Genomic DNA, 19,141 nt, shown 5'->3' with positions numbered 1-19,141 from the left:
GAGGCAAGTATGTCTAAAGAAATTTATATTGAAGAAGAGAGTTTTGATGTGGAATATAAGTTAAGTATAAAGGGTCTAGATGCGGAAGATTTAGTTTCTTTTGCGAATTCACGACTAGGGGGTTGCATTTATTTAGGGGTTGAAGAAGCGAAAGATAAAGAAGGAAAACAAGTTGGCCGAGTAGTCGGATGTAAAATTAATGACGGTATCAAGTTATCCATATTAGATAAGGCGCAGAGTTGCATACCGCCAGTCAATGTAAATGTAGAAGTAGTCCAATTTTCTGACAAAGAAGTGTATAAGATATATATACCAACAGGGATATTTAAACCTTACTGTACGAAGAGTGGAACTTATAAAGTCAGAGGAGATGGTCAAAACCAGTCGCTAACACCAAACCAGCTTCTTAGCTTATTCATGGAGAATGAAAGAGAGAAATTTATTGAGAAGTTTAAAGAAGCTACAATTGAATTAGAGGATATATTGTTAAATCTAAAAAATGATATCAGTATCCAAACCAAAAAAATAGCACAAGATATTAAAGATCTCGAATCTGACTTAAAGTACCAGATGGATTTAGTGGGAGACACCGCGGATAATGTTGAATCCAATTCAAGTAATATAGAGAGTACTGTAGATGATATTAAATCGACTGTCGATGAGATATGGGAGTTTATTAGTAATACAGTTCATCGAATTCCAAGGATTGAGTCAAAGGTAAATAATTTAATGGGAAACTTCGGCGTAGTAGATACATATGAAGAACGTAAAACAGAGATATTAAGCGAAATTATTTACGATCTCCTAAATACCTCCCCCAAAAAAACCTATCTTAATGAAAGAATATTAAATAGTAGAGTTATAGCTTTGAAAAAGTCATTTCCAACTATGAAAAAAAGTGAGATAAAAGAAGTCTTTCAAGAAATTATTAGAAAAGAAAAAGCATTTTTTGAATAATTTTTTGTCGTGCATAAGATATATATATGAGAAATACAATTTCGTCATTCGTACGGTGATGTTTTTATTTGCAGGTAAATGCCTCGGTTTTTTTGAAATATAGGACAAAAGGAGGTATTAAAATGGTATATAAAGTAATGTTTTGGGATGGCAGCAAGCGAACAGCGGATATTGAAGCTGTCTTAGTAGATGTTAAAACTGGGTATTCTGAAGATAGAGAAAAAGAATTTGAAAGAGAAGTAATTGAGGCTGTTTCATCCGCCACAGGTATTTTCACACAACATGTTAGGTTAGATTCTTATTCTTTATATAGATAGCGAGCATCCCTCGGGATGCTTTTTTCTTTGGAGGAAAATATCTCCTTTTGTCGAATTGATATTTAGCAGAAGGAGCGGATTTCATGAATGATAAATTAATTATGGAACAAAAAATTAAAGAGTACTTAGAAGTACTTTCTAAAATTCAATCAATCCACTATGTAACCAAAATTAAAGTAGACGAGGATGGTTCAATTACAGAACTGAATCCAACCCCAATGATAAATATGGAGTTGCCAGGTTATGTACAGCCATTCTTAGAGAACTGTCTTAAAGATATTGATAAAGAAACTTTGATGTTTTTAAAAGCTTATTTGATTAAAGTGAAAAAGTATGAGTTTGTCCAAAAAGACTTCGATGAACTTTATCTAGAGTACCTTAAGGGTAGTGAAGAAAATGTATACGTAAATAGAACCTTAACTCTTCTGCATGGATATAAATTAATTGGAGGAGCCTCGGTTGAAGTTGATGGGTTAGTAATAAAAAACTTAGACAGTGAATCAGCGGAATACTACTACAATCATGTTTACGAAGGCAAAATGGCACTTTCATACAATATTAACGATATCTCTAGTATAATTAATCCTAAACCTACTTTGGTTATTGAATATAAAAGTCATTGCGAAGAAGAAGTAAAAACTAAAGTCCGAGGTAAGATTTTAAATTTAGGAAAGGCTATAATCCTCTCAAACGGAGTTATAAATAAACTCGGTTTCTCACCGGCCATCACATATTCCTATTTTACAAACATATATGCTAAGTCGTTTTTTCCAGAATTTCCAACAGTGGGCTTTAAAAAAAACGTAGAACTTGAAAACATCGAGGTAATTAAGCGAATTTATAAAAAGTTAGATAAATTAGACCCAGGCTTAAAGTTTATTCCCATTGATAGGATATATTCTGCACATAATAAAAATGATTTAGAAGATAAGTTTATTGATCTAATGATAGCTTTAGAAGCTTCTTACCCATCTGTTAAAGCTGAAGTAACATACCGCATTTCTCTATATACAACTAAATTGTTAAATGGGGATAAAACTCTTTTTAACAAAGTCAAAAAACTATATAATTTGCGATCTGACATTGTTCACGGCAATAAAATAGCTAAAGAAAAAATGTTAAGAAGTCTTTCGGAATTAGAAAGTATTGTTTTGCAAGTTGCATTAACTGGTTTAGATTACATTGCTAATAATAAGACCTTAGAGGATATGGAGGAAGACATAAACAAGAAAATATTTGGCTAATTGTGCATCTCACTAGAGGTGCTTTTTCTATTTTTAAAAATCATCTACCTATATAGCTAAATGTGTAAATTTTTGTCGAATTATTTATGGTTAAAAATACCTATTTTTTATGTATAATTTAGTAGAAAAGGAGGTGTTATTGTGTTGATTGTTACACATATGAATTTTTTACAGGCTGACTTAGAAAAGAATCCAATTGTTCAACTTAGCGTATCACCTGATATACCTGCACAAGATGAGACTATTAATCATAAAGTTTTAAAGTATGAAGTCTTGGATACTAAAACAGGTTCTTTATTGTTACTGCAATTACGCAATCTGGAAACAGGAGAGGAATATACATATTCTTTTCCTGATATCAAATACGTAGAGCAAATAAATAATAATAAATATTATTTACATTGCCTGAATCGAAATAAAATAGATGAATTTAATCAAACAAAGAAGATTACGGATTCTGATTTCTTCGAATCAGCACCGACTTTCATTTATCGTATTTTAATCTTTTAATGTATAAGGCACCTTAACAGGTGCTTTTTTCTTTGCTCCAAAACAAACACAAATATAGGAGGTGGCAGGTGATGTAGTATGGCTGAAAAATACGTATTGGCAGAAAAAGATTATGTCAAAGGCATGAAATATAAAGACATTGCGGCAAAGTATGAGGTATCGATTAACACGGTAAAGTCCTGGAAAAAACGCTACGGATGGAACCGTGATAGGGGTGCACCCTCTGAAAAAAGTGTGCACACAAAAAAGCGTGGTGCGCCAAAAGGAAATATCAATGCTAAAGGTAATAAAGGCGGCGCCGCTCCAAAAGGAAATCAGAATGCTGTTACTCACGGCTTTTTTTCTAAATTCCTTCCAGCAGAAACACTGGAGATTATGAACAGCCTCAATGAACGGTCACCCGCTGATTTAATATGGGATCAAATTCAAATACAGTATGCTGCTATTATTCGAGCTCAAAGAATTATGTTTGTTGAATCGAAAGAGGAAATGATCAAGGAACTCAAAAAGGCAAAGTACGATCACTTTGAGAAACCAAAAGATCAAGGTGGTGAGCTTGAAAAAGCGGTTACCGAAGAAGAGTACGAATTCCAGTTTGCTTGGGACCGACATGCTACTTTTTTAACTGCTCAGTCGAGAGCAATGGGTGAGCTTCGCAGTTTAATCAAGCAGTTCGATGAGCTGGCTTATATCGATGATGAACGCCGCTTGAAACTTGAACAAGTGAAGTTAGGAATTGAAAAGACTAAAGCAGAAATTGCGAAGATTCGCGGTGATGATGACAGTGAATATGAAGATGATGGATTTATAGAAGCTTTGGAAAATAAGGCGGAAGATATTTGGAGTGAGGAAGATGATTAAGAAAAAGAAACCTGCTCCCTTTAAATTTCAACCTTTTTCAAAGAAGCAGCTACAAGTATTAACGTGGTGGCGTAGTGCATCGCCACATGCTAATAAAGACGGCATCATTTGTGATGGTTCTGTTCGTGCCGGAAAAACAGTTGTTATGTCCCTGTCATTCGTCATGTGGGCTATGGAAACCTTTGAGGATGAAAACCTTGGGATGGCTGGAAAAACGATTGGAGCGCTACGCAGGAACGTTATTAAGCCGCTCAAAAGAATGCTAAAGTCTCGCGGCTATAAAGTGAAAGATCATCGAGCTGATAACATGCTAGCCATATCATTCCGAGGAGTAACCAATTATTTTTATATCTTCGGTGGTAAAGATGAAAGCTCACAGGACTTGATCCAGGGGATCACGCTTGCCGGCATGTTTTTTGATGAGGTTGCCTTAATGCCAGAAAGCTTTGTATCACAGGCGACTGCTCGTTGTTCAGTCAAAGGAGCTAAGTTCTGGTTTAACTGCAACCCGGCTGGACCATATCACTGGTTTAAAGAGAAGTGGCTGGATCAATTAGAAGAAAAGGCAATGTTACATATTCATTTTACAATGGATGACAACCTTTCTTTGGATGAAGAAACAAAACAGCGATACTACCGAATGTACAGCGGTGTTTTCTTTAAACGGTATATTCTCGGATTATGGGTGCTGGCTGAGGGAGTCATTTACGATATGTTTGATGAGGACACTCATGGCATCGATAAATGGCCGGAGAACATACGTGAATTTCAAGTAGTAATTGACTATGGAACAAAAACCCGACAGCATTCATTTTACAAGGAATCTCCTACGATCAGGAAGGCAGACGACTATACTATGATTTAAAAGAGTATTATTATGACGGCCGTAAAGAAGGGCGCCAGAAAACGGATGAGCAATATTACAGAGACTTGTTGGAGTTTTGCGGGAAATACACAACAAAAGTGATCGTTGATCCGTCTGCTGCTTCTTTGATTGCTCTGATTGAACAAAAAGGAAAATTAAGCGTAACACCTGCTAACAACAGTGTTGTTGATGGAATACGAACGGTAGCTGCCACTTTATCCGAGGGGCGGCATTTTGTGCATCGTTCTTGCAAAAACTTATTACGAGAATTTAGTTCTTATGTATGGGATGAAAAAGCAGCTCAACGTGGTGAAGATAAACCCATTAAAGAATATGATCATGCGCTGGATGCTATCCGTTATGGTGTTTATACACTAGAAGTAGAAGCTGCACCAAATATTCGTGATCCATTCAATGATTAAAGGAGGTGAACAATATAAATAAGAATATCCTGCTAAACATGCAATACAAGGCGTCAATGATTTCTAGTGCTATCATGATGCTTTACAATGGTCAGCCTGCTCAAACTCCAGCTAGTTTTGACAAATTAGCTAAAGAGGGGTTTGAAAGGAATGTATGGGTTTATCGTTGTGTCATGGCAGTTGCTCGCTCAGCTGCTTCCGTTCCTATTATTTTGTATCAAAAAAAGGGAAAAGAGCTTGTTGAAATTGAGCAGCATCCACTTTTGGATTTATTAAATAAACCGAATGAACATGAATCTGCAATTGACTTTAGAGAAAAGTTAATTGCTTTTTTGTTGTTATCGGGAAACACGTATCAGGAAATGAATGGGCCAAATCGAGGCGCACCAACTGAGCTATGGACCTGGCGGCCTGACCGGGTAACAATTATACCGGGCGGCGATTATATCAAAGCATTCAGATATTCAGTAAGCGGTAAAGATGTGGATGTGCCTTATGAGAAAATCATTCATAGCAAGTTCTTTTCTCCTTTAGATGATTTTTACGGATTGGGCCCGATCCAAGTGGCTAGGCAAACCGTAGATATGGACAATGCTACAGCAGAATGGAATACATCATTAACGCAAAATTATGCTGCTCCAAGTGGTTTTTTAAAGACACCTAATTCATTATCAGATCCTCAATACAATCGTTTTAAAGCAGCAATTCGTAAAATGTTTGGTGGCACTAAAAATGCGGGGAAGCCACAGTTGTTAGAAGGCGGAATGGAATGGCAGCAACTCGGTCTGTCTCCAAAGGATATGGATTTTATCGATAGCCGCAAAATGACCCGGGAAGAAATTTGCGCTGTCTTTGGGGTACCGCCTCAGATTGTTGGGATTCAAGACAGCTCAACGTATAACAATTACAAGGAAGCGAGGGCAGCATTTTACATGGAAACTGTGCTGCCTACGCTTGATAAAGTCATTAGTGGTTGGAATCACAAGTTAGTTCCTTTATTTGGTGAAAATTTAGTAGTTGGTTATGACACTGATCAAATCGAAGCGTTGCAGGAAAACTCCGACAAAAAGTGGACTCGACTCAGTGAAATGAAAGATGTACTAACAGTCAATGAAATCCGACAGGCTTTAGGGTATGAAGACATTGAAAATGGTAATGTACGCTACGTACCGTTAAATGTTTATCCAGAAGGCGAGGATGCAAAAGGGAATACCCAGATTCAAGAAGAGCCTAATACTGATGATGATCCGCTAAAGAAAGCACAGGCTTTTTTTATGAAAGCCGCTGCTGACATTGAACACAAGTCATTAGATGATGAGTATATAGCTGAGTTTGAAAAACAGCGTGCGGGATATGAAAAATCCGGTGAGCGACTTATCCGTAAACGATTTGAAGAAGAGGGCAAAGCAGTAGTGGCAGCTTACTTAAAAGATGGAGAAAAGGGCTTATTAAAAGAGCTTAAATCACAGGAAAAAGAATGGGTAAAGACCATGACTGCTGTTTATTACGGAACAATGGAGCATTTCGGGCAATGGAATTATGACCGCTTAAAAGCGGAATATGAAGGCAAAGGTACTTTCCCGGGTGAAAAGAAATTCTTTCAAAGCCTTTTTACAATGGCCAAGAGGAGAATCCAGAAGTTCATTGGAGAGACAGCTGTTTTTCTTGTAACTAAAATCAGTGAATTTACCCGCGAAACACTACGCATGGAGATTAGCGAAGGTGTAGAGAATGGGGAATCACTTCAACAAATCGCCAAACGTATTGAGAATATATACGGTGACGATTTTGGACCTAAACGTGCGATGAATATTGCTCGTACAGAGGTCGTTTCTGCATCAAATGCTGGTGCAAGAGAAGGGGCTATTGCTACAGGATTGGATCTCGAAAAACAATGGGTAACCACTATTGATGGCCGAGAAAGGGGAAGCCATTCTGAGTGCAATGGTCAAACTCGTGATATGGATGAGCCATATGATGTTGGCGGTAGTGAAGGGATGTTTCCTGGTGATCCCAAATTACCAGCTAAAGAGCGTATTAAATGCAGGTGCGCAGAAAAACACATACCAAAGGGATGGTGAGTAAGTGGAGACTGAATTAGAGCGATTTATCAAAGTTAGCATTCTTGAAAAGGTTTCTAAAGTTGCTGGGACTGAAATCTTTGATGAGGAACTGAGGATAAAAAAATTAGAAGAAGAACTTAAAGATGCAAGAAAAAGCCTCGCTGATAAACACGAGTTTGTGAAAGAAGCATGTGAGAGATATGGATTTGTTTTAACTGAGAATAAAATTAATCTTAAAAAAGGACACTGTGAAAAGTATCTATTCTTTGAATCGGCAGAAGTATATCGAAATCTTAAGGAAAGGTATGGATACGATGACAAAATCATTTATTGCAGAGCCTCAGATTTCACCGATTGAATTAAAATCTGTAGCTGCTCCAATCGATGTGGAGAAAAAAGCACTGAGCTTTGAAATTAAAGCTGTGGATGATGAAACAAACATTATTGAAGGCTATGCCAGTACGTTTGGCGGTGAACCTGATGCTTATGATGATGTGATTGTAAAAGGCGCCTTTGCTAAAACGATTCAAGAGCGTGGCGATCGTGTTAAATATTTATGGCAGCATGACTGGAATCAGCCTATTGGTAAAGTTATTGAACTTCGTGAGGACGAAATAGGCCTTTATTTTAAAGCGAAGATAAGTGAGACACCAAAAGGGCAAGAAGCCATGCAGTTGATGAAGGATAAAGTCATTGATCGGGTATCCATTGGCTACAACACAATCAAGGCTGAATATGACAGTGAGACCGGGATTCGATACCTGAAAGAAATTCGTTTATTTGAAATCAGTGCGGTTACATTCCCTGCTAATGACCGGGCTATTATCACATCAGCCAAACATGCACCGGAACAAAAGGCAGGTCGTGTACTGTCAAAGCAAAGTGAAAAAGCTGTGCGAAGTGCGGTTCAGGCCATGAAAGCAGCTGTCGAATCACTTGAATCATTATTATCTGCTGTAGAGCCTGATGATCCAGAAGAAGATAACGAAGGTAAAGGCTTTACAGAAGATGAGCAAAAAGAGATTGCTAGTCTTGTTGAAGAAATAAAGAAATTTGCAATGGAGGCTGCTGATTAATATGGAATTGAATACAATTCAAGAGCTTGAAAACATAACTAAGCAATGTATAGAAAGGGGAGTAGGGTTAGGGTTATTTGTAGAAATGCCAGGATTTGAACAACCTGAGTTGATTACTAATCCGCCTGCTAATTTGTCTAAAAAGCTGGACTACTATAAAGCAACGTATGATGAAAAATTAAATCATAAACATGCTGAAGGAGTTCGCATCATCGGATATACATTTTAAGTCGCTCAGTTGAGGGGCTATTTTTTATGCACTCATTGCTAGTAACTGAGCTGCAGTAATGTACTTGGTGAACGATTGAGCCGCAAAATTATTTAAATCTAGGAGGATAACATGGAAAAAATCAAAATGATTCAATCAAAACAGGAACTTTTACGCTTAAACATTCAATTCTTTGCTGGTGGAGATGATCCCAAAGGTTTAGCTGCACAAATTCAATCAGGATTTGAAGAGCTTAAAAAAGTTGCTACCAAACAAGAAGATGAAATTAAAAAGTACGGTAAAGCAACAGAAGAAACGAAAACAGAGCTTCAAAATATTAACGAGGCCATGAATGAAGCGAAAAAGCGTCTGGATGAGCTAGAGGCAAAAGCCAACCGCGCCTATCAAGCTGGACAGGGAAATGGAGAACTAGACAAAGAGGCGAAAGCAAAGAATGCTGCTTTCTATGAATTCATGCGCAAAGGCCGTGCGGATATGAATCCAGATCAGCGTAAAGCACTTGTTGCTGATCAAGACGGACAAATCCTTATTCCAGAAGAACTCGACCGGGAAATCCAACGTCAACTGCCTGAGACAGCTATTTTCCGTTCTCTTGTAAATACACGAAATACGTCAGCTGATCGTATCCGTAAACGCCGTATGAATGAAGTAACAGTCGGATGGGGGAAAATCGAAGTCAACGCCAAAACTCTAGCTAACTATGAATCAGAATTAAATCCAACTGATTACTATATCTACATTGAAAACCTAAATGGATTGACAAAGATCGGTACAGATGAGCTCGAAGATACTGACATTCAGTTGCAACAATACCTTTCCTCTTCATTTGCTCAGGCTGCTGCAGAAGAAGAAGATAAAGCGGTACTCGTTGGGCGTGGCCACACACAAGAAGAACCAGAGGGCATCTTAACTGCTGCTAATGTTGAACGGGTTATGTCTGCCAATGTAGGAGCGGTTGAAGCAGATGACTTAATCAGGTTAATGTATGCTCTTAAATCAGCACATCGGAAAAATGGTGTCTGGGTAATGCCTTCTTTCATGGAAATGACTATTCGTACATTTAAAAACAGCAATGGAGATTACATTTGGCAGCCAGCATTAACAGCAGGAACACCAAACCAGTTATTAGGCTTTGCGACTTACACTCAGGACGACTTCCCTGATTTTGCAGCTGGTGCTGATCAGGTTGTATTTGGTGACTTTAAACGAGGCTATACAATTGCTGATCGCTCTGGTTCTACTATTCAACGCTTAAATGAACTTTACATTGAAGAGGATTTAATTGGTTTCAAATTTAAGAAGCGTGTCGGTGGTGGTGTGGATCGTCCAGAAGCATTTAAAGTATTGAAAGTTAAATCCTAATTTGAAGGGAGGAAGCGGTATCTAGAAGTGGATGCCGCGTATTTACATGAAAGTGAAAATGCTACGTAGTGTTGGCAGTGCCAAGGGTGTTCATCAGCCCGGGCACATTGTTGATCTGGAAGAAAAAATGGCAGTCGCTTGGATTGAGGCAGGGTTAGCTGAAGAAGTAAGCAAAAAAGAATCAAAAATAAAGTCCTCACATGAAACGAAAGTGGTGGCACCCGAGGAAAAGAAAACGGGCAGCCGTTCTGCAAAAAAGAAAACAGATAAGGATGTTACTGAATAACAGTTTTCCTTATTTCATGAGGTGAATCTATGCTGGCAGATAATGCATTAACAACAGTTGAACAGGCACGAAAAACATTAGAGTTAGCCAGTGAAGATAAAGACAGATATGTTATTGGTGCCATAAACATGGCTAGTGCCATTATTGAGCGTTACTGCAACCGTCAGTTTAAACGTGACGAATATACTGATTTGATTATTGAATCAACAGATGAGATTATTCTGTCTCAATTTCCCGTACACCGCATTATTAGTGTGAACGGTAAGAGCATTAAACCTTGTTTATTAGACGAAGAGGCAGGCGTACTGTATCGGTACATCTCCAGTCGTTCTAAAATCGTTTTTGAAGCAGGCTATACTTTGCCCAAAGACGCTACAATAGATTCGCCAAGAACTCTTCCTTTGGACATAGAAAGGGCGTGTTTAAAGCTTGTACGTCACTTATATGAAGATGATGAACAAGTAGCTGCTATTGATATGGCTGGCCTTAAATCTGTTGATATGGGAGATATGAAGGTTCAACTCGCTGAAGCGTCCGTCGAGTCAATTCCGGCAGATATACAGCAGCTGCTTATCTCCTATAGGAAGATGAATCTATGAATTCAATGTTAAGAAAGAAACTAAAGCAAATCGCCCGAGCAAACATAAAAGATGATGTGATGGTTTTTCGTAACAAACGTGTGCGTGTGGGATTTGAGTGGAAAGAGTGCTTTATTCTTGTTGCAACGGGTAAGGCGCACTTTTATATGGTGGATTCCTCTGATACGAAGCTTCAGCTCATTGAGAGTGGGAAAGAGAGTTCAGAACCTATCATGAAAGGGATGTTTCTAGATAACATTGTGAAAAATGGTGACCGCCTTGTTCCTGTGATTGATGGGAAAGCCGGTGGCTTGGAGGGTGATATGCTTGTAGAAGTTATGGCTAAACCCTTATCACCTTCCATGAAAGGAATCCATTATGAAGCCCCACTGAAAGCTATGGATCTTTCCTATAAAATCGTGGATCGTGAAGGTTCAACCTATTTGGAAATAAAGGAGTGAGAGCATGTTCAGAAGTGAGGTGCGGTTCAAGTCTAATTTGCCTGAAGTAATGGCAGAACTTCGAGCACGGTCTCAGCGAAATGTACAAGCAGCCACGCTCCATATGAGAAATGAGCTTATTGATAAGGTCAACAGTGTCGGAACTGGTCAAGAATATCCCATACGGCCAGAAACGGGGCGTGTTGAGGAAGTGGAAGTCATTAATAAATTAGGTCAACGCCAAACAGTACGAAAGATTGTAGGTGCCACAGTTCATAAGGCGTCGAGTCCTGGTGATCCGCCGGCTGTTCTTCGGGCTCAGTTGAAAACCTCCTTTCAGGTTGAATTTGAAGAGGAGGGAGATACGTACCGAGGCTATGTTGGTCCTGTAAACGTTCCTTATGCTAAAGCCCTCGAATTTGGTTTTGTGGGCAAAGACAGGAATGGAAAGCAGCACAATCTATTGCCGCGCCCTTATATGTTTCCGACTTATCATGAGCAACGTGAAAACTTGATAGACATTTTGAAAAGAGGAAAGGTTTAATGAGTGCTGAACCGTTGGATATTATTCAGCAGATTATTGAGGCTAATTCGAGTATCACAAGCCTATTAGGGTCTACTGCATCAGGAGATGGAAAGGTTTATCCCAATGTGGCACAAGAGGACGTTCCAGATGACATGGAGCGTCCTTATATTGTTTTACGCCTTGAATCTGATGGAATGGAACAAAATGATTTGCTGGGGAGTGCCCTCGTCTCAGCAGATATTTTTACGGAGGGTGATAGAACATTGGCAAGGCAGATTGCGCGGAACTTAGAGAGAGCAGTTCACAACAAGGCTTACACACTTGGTAACGAGCAGGTGACAGGGGAAGCAGTGCAAACATTTCGTCGTTTCAAATATGAGCCGCCTCAACCTGATCCGAGTGTGAAATGTGTGAACGTTAAAATCTTCCTACGTTATTACCGCGACGATTTACTTGAATAATTTATGAAGGAGGAAACAGCATGTACCAAATGCTAAACGGCGCGCGTCCTGGATCATCTAGAAACTTAATGATTGGCCCGGGGCTTATTACAAAAAACTTTGATTTATCCGTTTTTAAACCGGAAGATCGTTCTACCTGGGGGGAATTGCTGGGAGCAACCAAAGGGGGAAATGAAGTATCAGTCGATACAGAGTGGCATAAAGTAGACGTTGACGGAGCTCTTGGAAGCGTTGAAGGGATGGAATGGCTAACTAAAGCAGAGGCTAAGTTATCAACGAATATTCTTGAAATGACGCCTGAGAATCTACAGTTGAAATTGCCGGCATTTGATATTGCGAGCCACGATGAGAATTACAATATAATTCGTCACACAGGTTCTATTGCACCAACCGGTTCTACCACTCTAGCACTCTTTGGAGCGATCACAGGCAAGTCTATCCCTGTTGTCATCGTGCTTGAAAATGCAAGATGCACAGATTCGTTCAACTTACCTTTTGGAAATGGAAAAGACGATGTGGTGTTAAAGGCAGAATTTGAGGCGAGATATGCTGAAGATGAAATGACACGTATTCCGTTTTATATTCTGTATCCGAAGGGTGGTTCAAATGTGTTAGCTCCAGCAGCTTCACCGGCACCAGGCACTTATGATGCTCCGCAAAGTGTTGTATTAACAGCAACAGCCGGACACGATATTTACTACACAATGGACGGTTCTTATCCAACGCCTATCAACGGAACGAAATACACAGGTCCAATTAGTGTGGATGCGACTGTCACAATTAAAGCGGTGGCTGTAAAAGGACAGGATACATCGGCTCCTGTTTCATTTGCTTATACAATTAATCCGTAATTGATCCCCCTAACAAGGGGGTTTTTTATTTTATCTTTTAGGAGGAATTATACATGGAAGCACTTATTCGTGATGAAAAGAAAGTTGTTGTTAATGGAGAAGAAATTAAGGTCAAATCTCTAGGGCTACAGCATTTATTTAAATTTATTAAGATTCTAAAGCGTGCTGGAGTTGTCAGCTATTTCTTAAAGCTTATGCGAGATTTTCAGGAGGAAGAGCCGACGGAAGGGACAGAAACGGATCAGGAGACAAAAGCTGAGGAAAGACAAGGAAAGATGCTGGGCATTGTCTTTGATCTGGTATTTTCCCTCGTAGAATCAGAAACAGAAATTTATGATCTGATTGCTACGTTAATAGGTAAAGATGAACAAGTGGTAAAAGACCTTCCTCTAGATTCATTTGTAGACATTGTGGAAATGATCTTCACTTCGAAGGACTTAAAGGCTTTTTTCAAGGCAGTCCAGAGAATTCTGGGCAAACAAGATCAAGTAATCAAAGAAGCAGCAGCACCAATGGCCAACCCAATTCAATAAATCCGTTAGAGGACGAAGCAGGATTCTATAAAGCTATTGATCGTGTGCAGCGTCGTTATGGCTGGACGGATGAATATATTCTTCAATTGCCGTATATGCGGTTGAAACAATTAATGATCGATTCAGCTCAGTGGGAAGCGGATGAAAACCGTGAGTCCTTTCGCCAACATGCTTTTGTTGCTTGGCATCATTCAAATTCTATCAATGGTGTGTTTGGTGGAGGAAAAACGGAACCTCCTACTTTTATTGAATTTCTTGATGCTGTGGGATTGGGTGAAGGCACAACTGAAGAGCCTGACTTCGAAACGGCAGATGAAGTGGTTGAGTACATTGATAGCCTATTTGGGAACCAATCAGAAGAATGATAGAGAAAGGAGGTAGAACATGGCTAGTAACGACATTTTGGAGTTATTTGAAATGGTAGGAACTATTGCTGTAGATGTGGCTAAATCGCTTCAAGATTTAAGTATTTTGGAACGTAAAGGGCAGGAAACGGCTGATTCACTTCAGAACAAATTTGAAAGAGCCTTTCAAGCAATTGACAGAATGAGCATAGAGCCGGATATTTCGGTTAATAGTGATCAAGCACTTCGAGATGTACGAGAATTTAAGCAAATATTTTCATCTATGCTAAATGACTTGAAAGCAAATGCTCAAATTGATTTTGATACAGATCCCGCTGCACAAGAATTACGCGAGTTAAGCAGGCAAGCTGAGTCCCTTGAACGGGCTTTCTCTGGCTCAGAAGGTTCTTTAGAAGTAGATGGAGAGGCTGCCAGACAAACGCTTTTAGAAATGAATCAAAGAGCTTTAAATCTCCGGTCTACCTTATCCGGCCAACAATACAAAGTGAACATAGAAACAGGACAAGCTCAGGCAGCTTTGCAAAAGCTACTTGATATGATTGAACGAGCAGGTCAGTCATTAGAAAATCTATCAAGACGCTTTGGAAATCTTCATCTTACCCAAACGCTAGATTCTGTAGTGAATCGAGTGATTCGAACCACTTATGACAATGTGGGGGCTAATGGAACGATGGGGCCACAACATACGCCAAGTGGTGACGCTCAATCTAATGGCCCTCCCCCACTGGCGGTGATTTTCTAACAGAAGCTTCAGCCTTTGCAAGTGCGGGACTAGGAGCAGTTGGGGCAGCTGGGTATCAAGCTGGTCGAAGGGTGAACTTATTTGGACATGATCTTAACCGCACTCAAAAAGCTTTAGAATCCTATCATCGTCGGATGATGCAATATGCGATGCGGTTGAATCCTCAAAACGTCTTGCAGCGTGCGACGATGCGCTTAGACTTTTCCAATCAAATGTTCCCTCACTTTCTTGATTCAAAAAATATGTTTCAACTGCAAGCGAGTTTTTCAGCCATTGAATCTGGAATCAAGAATGCTAGAACTCAATTGTCTCAACTAGGATTCGGTCGAACTAAAGCAGAGATTAAGGCCATTGAAGGACAGATGCACTCAATGGCCAATATTCGATTAGATACTTTGAAAGACCAGATCAAGCTAACTGAAAAAGCCTTATCGGATATGAAGAAAAGTGCCAATGCTGATGAATTTAAAGATGAAATGAAGGAAATGGAAGAGGCACTTGCTAGGTATAAGAATGAGTTAGCTAAAAGTAATCCAGTAGATACAATTGCAAAAGCGAACGGTTATAAGGCTGACAAACTATTCGGTAAGGATGTCATCTATAAACCCTTTTCTAATGCATTAGATAAAGTAGGCGGTCGAATAGTTGAATTTACAAACAAGGACTTAGCCTACTTGCAAAACAAGACGTATGAAGCATTAGATAAAGCAGCAAAAGCAATTATCGGGCCACAAACGAGCAAAGCAGAGGAAAAAGCTAAGATCGGCCAGCTAATGACCAAATATCAAACATTTGGCACTATGTTAACTGGAACTCTTACACCTGCTGTTCTAGGTTTAGCGGCAGCTTTTGGAATGGTAGGGGCGAGTGCTGAAAAAGGTTGGGGGAAATTTGAGGCTCAGACGCTGCAGGCGAATGAGTCAATGGGTGAGTTCAAAAACCTCATGGCTGATACAGCAGCAGAAACAGGCACATCCATTGATGAAGTCGGGGATCTATTTTCTGTCCTTCATAACCAAATGGGACGAACGAAAGACAATATTCAAGAATCTGCTACGCTCGGTTTAAACTTTGCTAAAGTTTGGGGCGTCGATGCAGTAGATGCTGTTAGTACAGTAGATGAGATTTCTAAAAAGCTTGGTGTATCACAAAAAGAGGCGGCTGATATTTTAGCCTTATCCTTAAAGAAACATCAAGGAGACATTCAGGCAGCGACCAAAGACGTTATGTCTAACGAGCAGGCATGGAAAAAGCAATCTAAAACCATGGTTGATGGCATGTCAGCTTATGAAAAAATGGTTGACGGTATGGAAAATAACGGGGTGGCGAAGTCTGAAAGAGCTTTCCGTAAATTAGGAAATTCCCTATTAGAATTGTGGAAAGCAATAGAACCGACCGTGATTAAAGTGGCTGATGCTATTTCTAGTGCAGCAGACAAAATGACAGCATTTCTTCGAAATAATCCCGGGATGGCTAAATTTGTGGCTCACTTTGGAGCCTTCGCTGTTATTGTGCTCGGTTTATTGGGTCCTTTGTCGGCGGTAGCTGGTTTTCTATTGATGAACCGGAACTTGTTTCAAGCGTTAGGACAAGCCATAGGTTTTGCTGGCAGAGGTATGGTTGTTATGTCTCCGGCAGCACGGGCACTATATGATAATTTGATGCTAACTCGTAACGCTGTGGCGGGGTTACCGCGTATGTTTCGCTCATTTGTTCCGGCAATTTTATCTTTCTTACGCGGATTGCCGGGCATGGTAAGTGGGTTTATTGTTCAATTTGTTAAAATGAATCCTATTCTTACAGGGATTGCTGCCATATCATGGGTCATCTATAAAAATTGGGATCGATTTGAACCTGTTCTTAAACGTATTTGGAACAGTTTGAAACGGATTGGAAACTCAATTCTTGAAGCTTTTGTAGGACCAGGTAAAACAGGAGCAGAGGGCTTTGGTTTATTAATGGATAAGGTGGCGAAAATAGCGGGAGATGTGCTTTTACCTGCTTTCGAAGCCCTAGCGGATATTCTTGAAGTAGTTGCAGGGGCTATGGAAGGCGGTGGTGGAAAGTTCATCGCTTATGCTGTGGCGGCCACTTTTGCACTCTCAGTAATAGGAAAGCTTATTCCTAGCCTTGGCATCGTCGGAAATCTCTTTGGATTAGTAGGTGGTCGAGCAAAAAAAGGAGGCGCCTTAGTTAAAGGATTTGGCTTGGTTTTTGGTGGTTTACCAGGGATGATTTCTAAAGCTGGTCCTTCTATCGCGCGGGCAACAACAGGACTCTTTGGTTTTATTCCTCGTTTGTTTAGGGGGCTAGGAGGCACGATTGCTCGTTTTGGTGCTATGTTGGTTCCTTTGCTTAGCAATCCCTTTGTTCTGCTAGGAGCAGCCATTGTAGCAGCCCTTGCAGGCGTAGGTTACCTTATTTATAGCCAATGGGATAAAATTGAATCTTTCTTTAAAAAGATTGATTGGAGTGGCATTGGCAAGGGGATCATTGAAGGATTAATCAAAGGGCTGGAATTTATATTTAATTGGTCGCCGATCGGATTGATTTGGAACTATCTAGTTAAGCCGATTATGGAACTCTTAGAAATTAACAGTCCTTCTAAACTGTTTATCCGTTTTGGACAATGGCTGTTAGAAGGTCTTGCTATTGGTGTTAAAAATGGCTTTAAATTTCTAACAGGCATATTTGATCCACTTGTCGATTTATTCAAGGGAGATTTTGATTCCTTATTGTCTAAAGTTGCCAATCCTAAGAAGCTAGCAGGGCTTGCTGATGCTTTTTCTGGATTAACAGGTGGCTTTTCAAATAAGAAGGGCAAGAAGGATAGCGGGGATGATGAAGCCGAAGATTCAGCTAGTTCGCTTGGTGTACTCGGCAATGCAATAGGTATGTTTGTTCCTCAGCTAGACGGATTAGGTGACAAGTTTGATGAAGTGATGGAAGTAGTAGGGACTTCTAAAGAAGTATTTGATCAAACGAAAGAAAAGCTCCAGCAATATCCGGGCGTAATGAACAAAGTCTCAACAGCAACGGATAAAGTGAAGGGGTCAATGGATAAGACAAAAACAAAAGTCTCTTCGCTTGGAGGAGTTATCAAGTCACTGTCATCCCGTATATTAAGGTCAATTCCACAGTTATTTAGTGGGATCGGCGGGTTAATGGCTCGTCTAGGCCCTATGCTCATTCCATTACTAACAAATCCATTTGTTTTAGCAGGTGCAGCTATTGTAGCGGCTATCGTTGGAATTGGCTATTTGATTTATAAAAATTGGGATTCCATAAAAAATGGGACAGTTCGGGCGATTAAACGAGTGGGATCAGCAATTCAATCAGGAATAAAAGTAATTGGCTCGGGGTTCAAAAGTGCAGGGCGTATAATCGGGAATGTTTTATCTTCAATAGGTCGAGTAGTCACTGGGAGTTTAGCGAGAATTCGCCGATCCTTTAGCTCAGCGGGAGCTTTTATTCGTCAAGTCGCTGTTAGGATATTTGGTTCTATAGGACGAACAATTGCTAATTCTATGAATAGGGCGGCTCGTTTCGTTTCCTCTGCTTGGGCGAAAATTCGTCAGGCATTCAATGCAGGAGCAAATTTTATCAGGCAAAAGGTGGCCAGTTCTTTTCGGGCAATTTGGCAAAGCATCTCTACACGGATGAGGCAAGCTGCCAATCTTATCTCTTCAATTTGGGCCAGAATTAAGAGGATTTTTTCTTCCACTCTTCAATACCTTTGGAGAATTGTATCTTCGACGTTCACAAGAATTTACAACAAAATAAAAACAACGCTAACCAATGCCTACATCTTTATCAAGAATATCTTTGGAAAAATCGGCAGGTTCTTTGCTGGACTAGCCAAAAAAGCATGGAGCTGGGGAGCGAATGTTGTAGACGGTATTGTTAATGGGATTAAAGATAAAGCAGATGATGCCATTGCCATGATTAAAAAATTGGGCAACGATATTGCCGATGCCTTCCAAAAGGCGATGGCTATTTTCTCTCCTTCTAGACGTATGAGAGCTATCGCAAAATGGATTCCAGTTGGAGCAGCGGTAGGGATTGATGATGGAAGGAAGGACGTTGTAAAGGCGACTCATAATATGGCCGATGCCATTGAAGATGAATTTAATCCTACTTTAGACGATCTTTCTGCCAATAGCACCTTATTCTACGATACAAAAATAAATGAAGATCCATTGGATTCTATGCGTCAAGTGATGCAAACATCTTTGCAGCCGGCTTTTGATATAGCACCAGTATTTAGGGGTGGAGATGCACGGACAACGATTGATAAAAGCAATAAAGCACAAATTACGAAAATTGACAAAGTTGAGGTTCATGTACAAAAGCTGCAAAGTGATCAAGATTTTGAAAACATGGAGCAAAGGCTGCAAAATATCGCAACAGATAAATTCTTTACACGAGCAACACAAATGGAGTAGGTGATATG

20 protein-coding genes and 1 pseudogene are annotated in these 19,141 nt (G+C 39.8%); all 21 read left to right on the top strand.

The annotated features are described in order from the left end of the window. The first annotated feature begins 9 nt into the window (after positions 1-9). The 21 genes and pseudogenes from CJ483_RS08695 (at position 10) to CJ483_RS08595 (ending at position 19,133) form a co-directional block, all read left to right on the top strand. Positions 10-957, top strand: a complete 948-nt coding sequence (locus CJ483_RS08695; protein ID WP_120034043.1) for an AlbA family DNA-binding domain-containing protein — start codon at positions 10-12, stop codon at positions 955-957. Positions 958-1,079: 122 nt separating this feature from the next. Next, a complete protein-coding gene (locus CJ483_RS08690) occupies positions 1,080-1,274 on the top strand; it encodes a hypothetical protein (RefSeq protein ID WP_120034040.1) in 195 nt (64 codons plus the stop codon). Between the two features lie 83 nt (positions 1,275-1,357). Next, entirely contained in the window at positions 1,358-2,518 is a 1,161-nt protein-coding gene (locus tag CJ483_RS08685) for a HEPN domain-containing protein (protein ID WP_120034038.1), read from the top strand. A gap of 141 nt (positions 2,519-2,659) precedes the next feature. Beyond that, the gene (locus CJ483_RS08680) at positions 2,660-3,028 is read left to right on the top strand and encodes a hypothetical protein (protein WP_182917003.1); all 369 of its coding nucleotides are present in this window, start codon (positions 2,660-2,662) and stop codon (positions 3,026-3,028) included. A 78-nt stretch (positions 3,029-3,106) separates the two neighbouring features. Further along, entirely contained in the window at positions 3,107-3,889 is a 783-nt protein-coding gene (terS, locus tag CJ483_RS08675; RefSeq protein WP_120034036.1) for a phage terminase small subunit, read from the top strand. Beyond that, positions 3,882-5,176 (top strand): annotated as a pseudogene (locus CJ483_RS08670) (PBSX family phage terminase large subunit). The gene terS and the pseudogene CJ483_RS08670 overlap by 8 nt, the downstream one beginning before the upstream one ends. Before the next feature lie 56 nt (positions 5,177-5,232). Beyond that, positions 5,233-7,257, top strand: coding sequence for a phage portal protein (locus CJ483_RS08665; RefSeq protein ID WP_182917002.1), 2,025 nt, complete (start codon positions 5,233-5,235; stop codon positions 7,255-7,257). 4 nt (positions 7,258-7,261) lie between these two features. Continuing rightward, positions 7,262-7,597 (top strand): hypothetical protein, encoded by a 336-nt coding sequence (locus tag CJ483_RS08660; RefSeq protein WP_120034032.1) that lies wholly within the window; start codon positions 7,262-7,264, stop codon positions 7,595-7,597. Beyond that, positions 7,554-8,315 carry an HK97 family phage prohead protease gene (locus tag CJ483_RS08655; protein ID WP_182917001.1) on the top strand — a complete coding sequence of 254 codons (762 nt, stop codon included), beginning with the start codon at positions 7,554-7,556 and terminating at the stop codon, positions 8,313-8,315. The genes CJ483_RS08660 and CJ483_RS08655 overlap by 44 nt, the downstream gene beginning before the upstream one ends. A gap of 1 nt (position 8,316) precedes the next feature. Next, a complete protein-coding gene (locus CJ483_RS08650) occupies positions 8,317-8,544 on the top strand; it encodes a hypothetical protein (RefSeq protein WP_120034027.1) in 228 nt (75 codons plus the stop codon). Positions 8,545-8,655: 111 nt separating this feature from the next. Beyond that, the gene (locus tag CJ483_RS08645) at positions 8,656-9,906 is read left to right on the top strand and encodes a phage major capsid protein (protein WP_120034025.1); all 1,251 of its coding nucleotides are present in this window, start codon (positions 8,656-8,658) and stop codon (positions 9,904-9,906) included. 46 nt (positions 9,907-9,952) lie between these two features. Further along, positions 9,953-10,192 carry a hypothetical protein gene (locus CJ483_RS08640; RefSeq protein ID WP_142927220.1) on the top strand — a complete coding sequence of 80 codons (240 nt, stop codon included), beginning with the start codon at positions 9,953-9,955 and terminating at the stop codon, positions 10,190-10,192. Positions 10,193-10,221: 29 nt separating this feature from the next. After that, entirely contained in the window at positions 10,222-10,791 is a 570-nt protein-coding gene (locus CJ483_RS08635) for a hypothetical protein (protein ID WP_120034021.1), read from the top strand. Next, complete coding sequence (locus CJ483_RS08630; RefSeq protein WP_120034019.1) at positions 10,788-11,231, top strand: hypothetical protein; 444 nt, start codon at positions 10,788-10,790, stop codon at positions 11,229-11,231. Before CJ483_RS08635 ends, CJ483_RS08630 begins: the two co-directional genes overlap by 4 nt. Positions 11,232-11,235: 4 nt before the next feature. Then, positions 11,236-11,754 carry a hypothetical protein gene (locus tag CJ483_RS08625; RefSeq protein WP_120034016.1) on the top strand — a complete coding sequence of 173 codons (519 nt, stop codon included), beginning with the start codon at positions 11,236-11,238 and terminating at the stop codon, positions 11,752-11,754. Beyond that, complete coding sequence (locus CJ483_RS08620) at positions 11,754-12,197, top strand: gp17 family tail completion protein (protein ID WP_120034014.1); 444 nt, start codon at positions 11,754-11,756, stop codon at positions 12,195-12,197. Before CJ483_RS08625 ends, CJ483_RS08620 begins: the two co-directional genes overlap by 1 nt. A gap of 20 nt (positions 12,198-12,217) precedes the next feature. Next, positions 12,218-13,048 (top strand): chitobiase/beta-hexosaminidase C-terminal domain-containing protein, encoded by an 831-nt coding sequence (locus CJ483_RS08615; protein WP_259455592.1) that lies wholly within the window; start codon positions 12,218-12,220, stop codon positions 13,046-13,048. A 53-nt stretch (positions 13,049-13,101) separates the two neighbouring features. Then, positions 13,102-13,581 carry a hypothetical protein gene (locus tag CJ483_RS08610; RefSeq protein WP_120034012.1) on the top strand — a complete coding sequence of 160 codons (480 nt, stop codon included), beginning with the start codon at positions 13,102-13,104 and terminating at the stop codon, positions 13,579-13,581. Between the two features lie 44 nt (positions 13,582-13,625). Next, positions 13,626-13,946 (top strand): hypothetical protein, encoded by a 321-nt coding sequence (locus tag CJ483_RS08605; RefSeq protein WP_120034010.1) that lies wholly within the window; start codon positions 13,626-13,628, stop codon positions 13,944-13,946. Positions 13,947-13,965: 19 nt separating this feature from the next. Then, the gene (locus tag CJ483_RS08600; RefSeq protein ID WP_120034008.1) at positions 13,966-14,688 is read left to right on the top strand and encodes a hypothetical protein; all 723 of its coding nucleotides are present in this window, start codon (positions 13,966-13,968) and stop codon (positions 14,686-14,688) included. Between the two features lie 71 nt (positions 14,689-14,759). Then, entirely contained in the window at positions 14,760-19,133 is a 4,374-nt protein-coding gene (locus CJ483_RS08595; protein ID WP_120034005.1) for a hypothetical protein, read from the top strand. The last annotated feature ends 8 nt before the right edge of the window (positions 19,134-19,141 follow it).

It is taken from the genome of Bacillus sp. PK3_68 (assembly GCF_003600835.1).
Taxonomy (GTDB): domain Bacteria; phylum Bacillota; class Bacilli; order Bacillales; family Domibacillaceae; genus Pseudobacillus.
The sequence above is the reverse complement of the archived record's forward strand: the minus strand, read 5'-3'. Positions and strand labels throughout refer to the sequence as shown.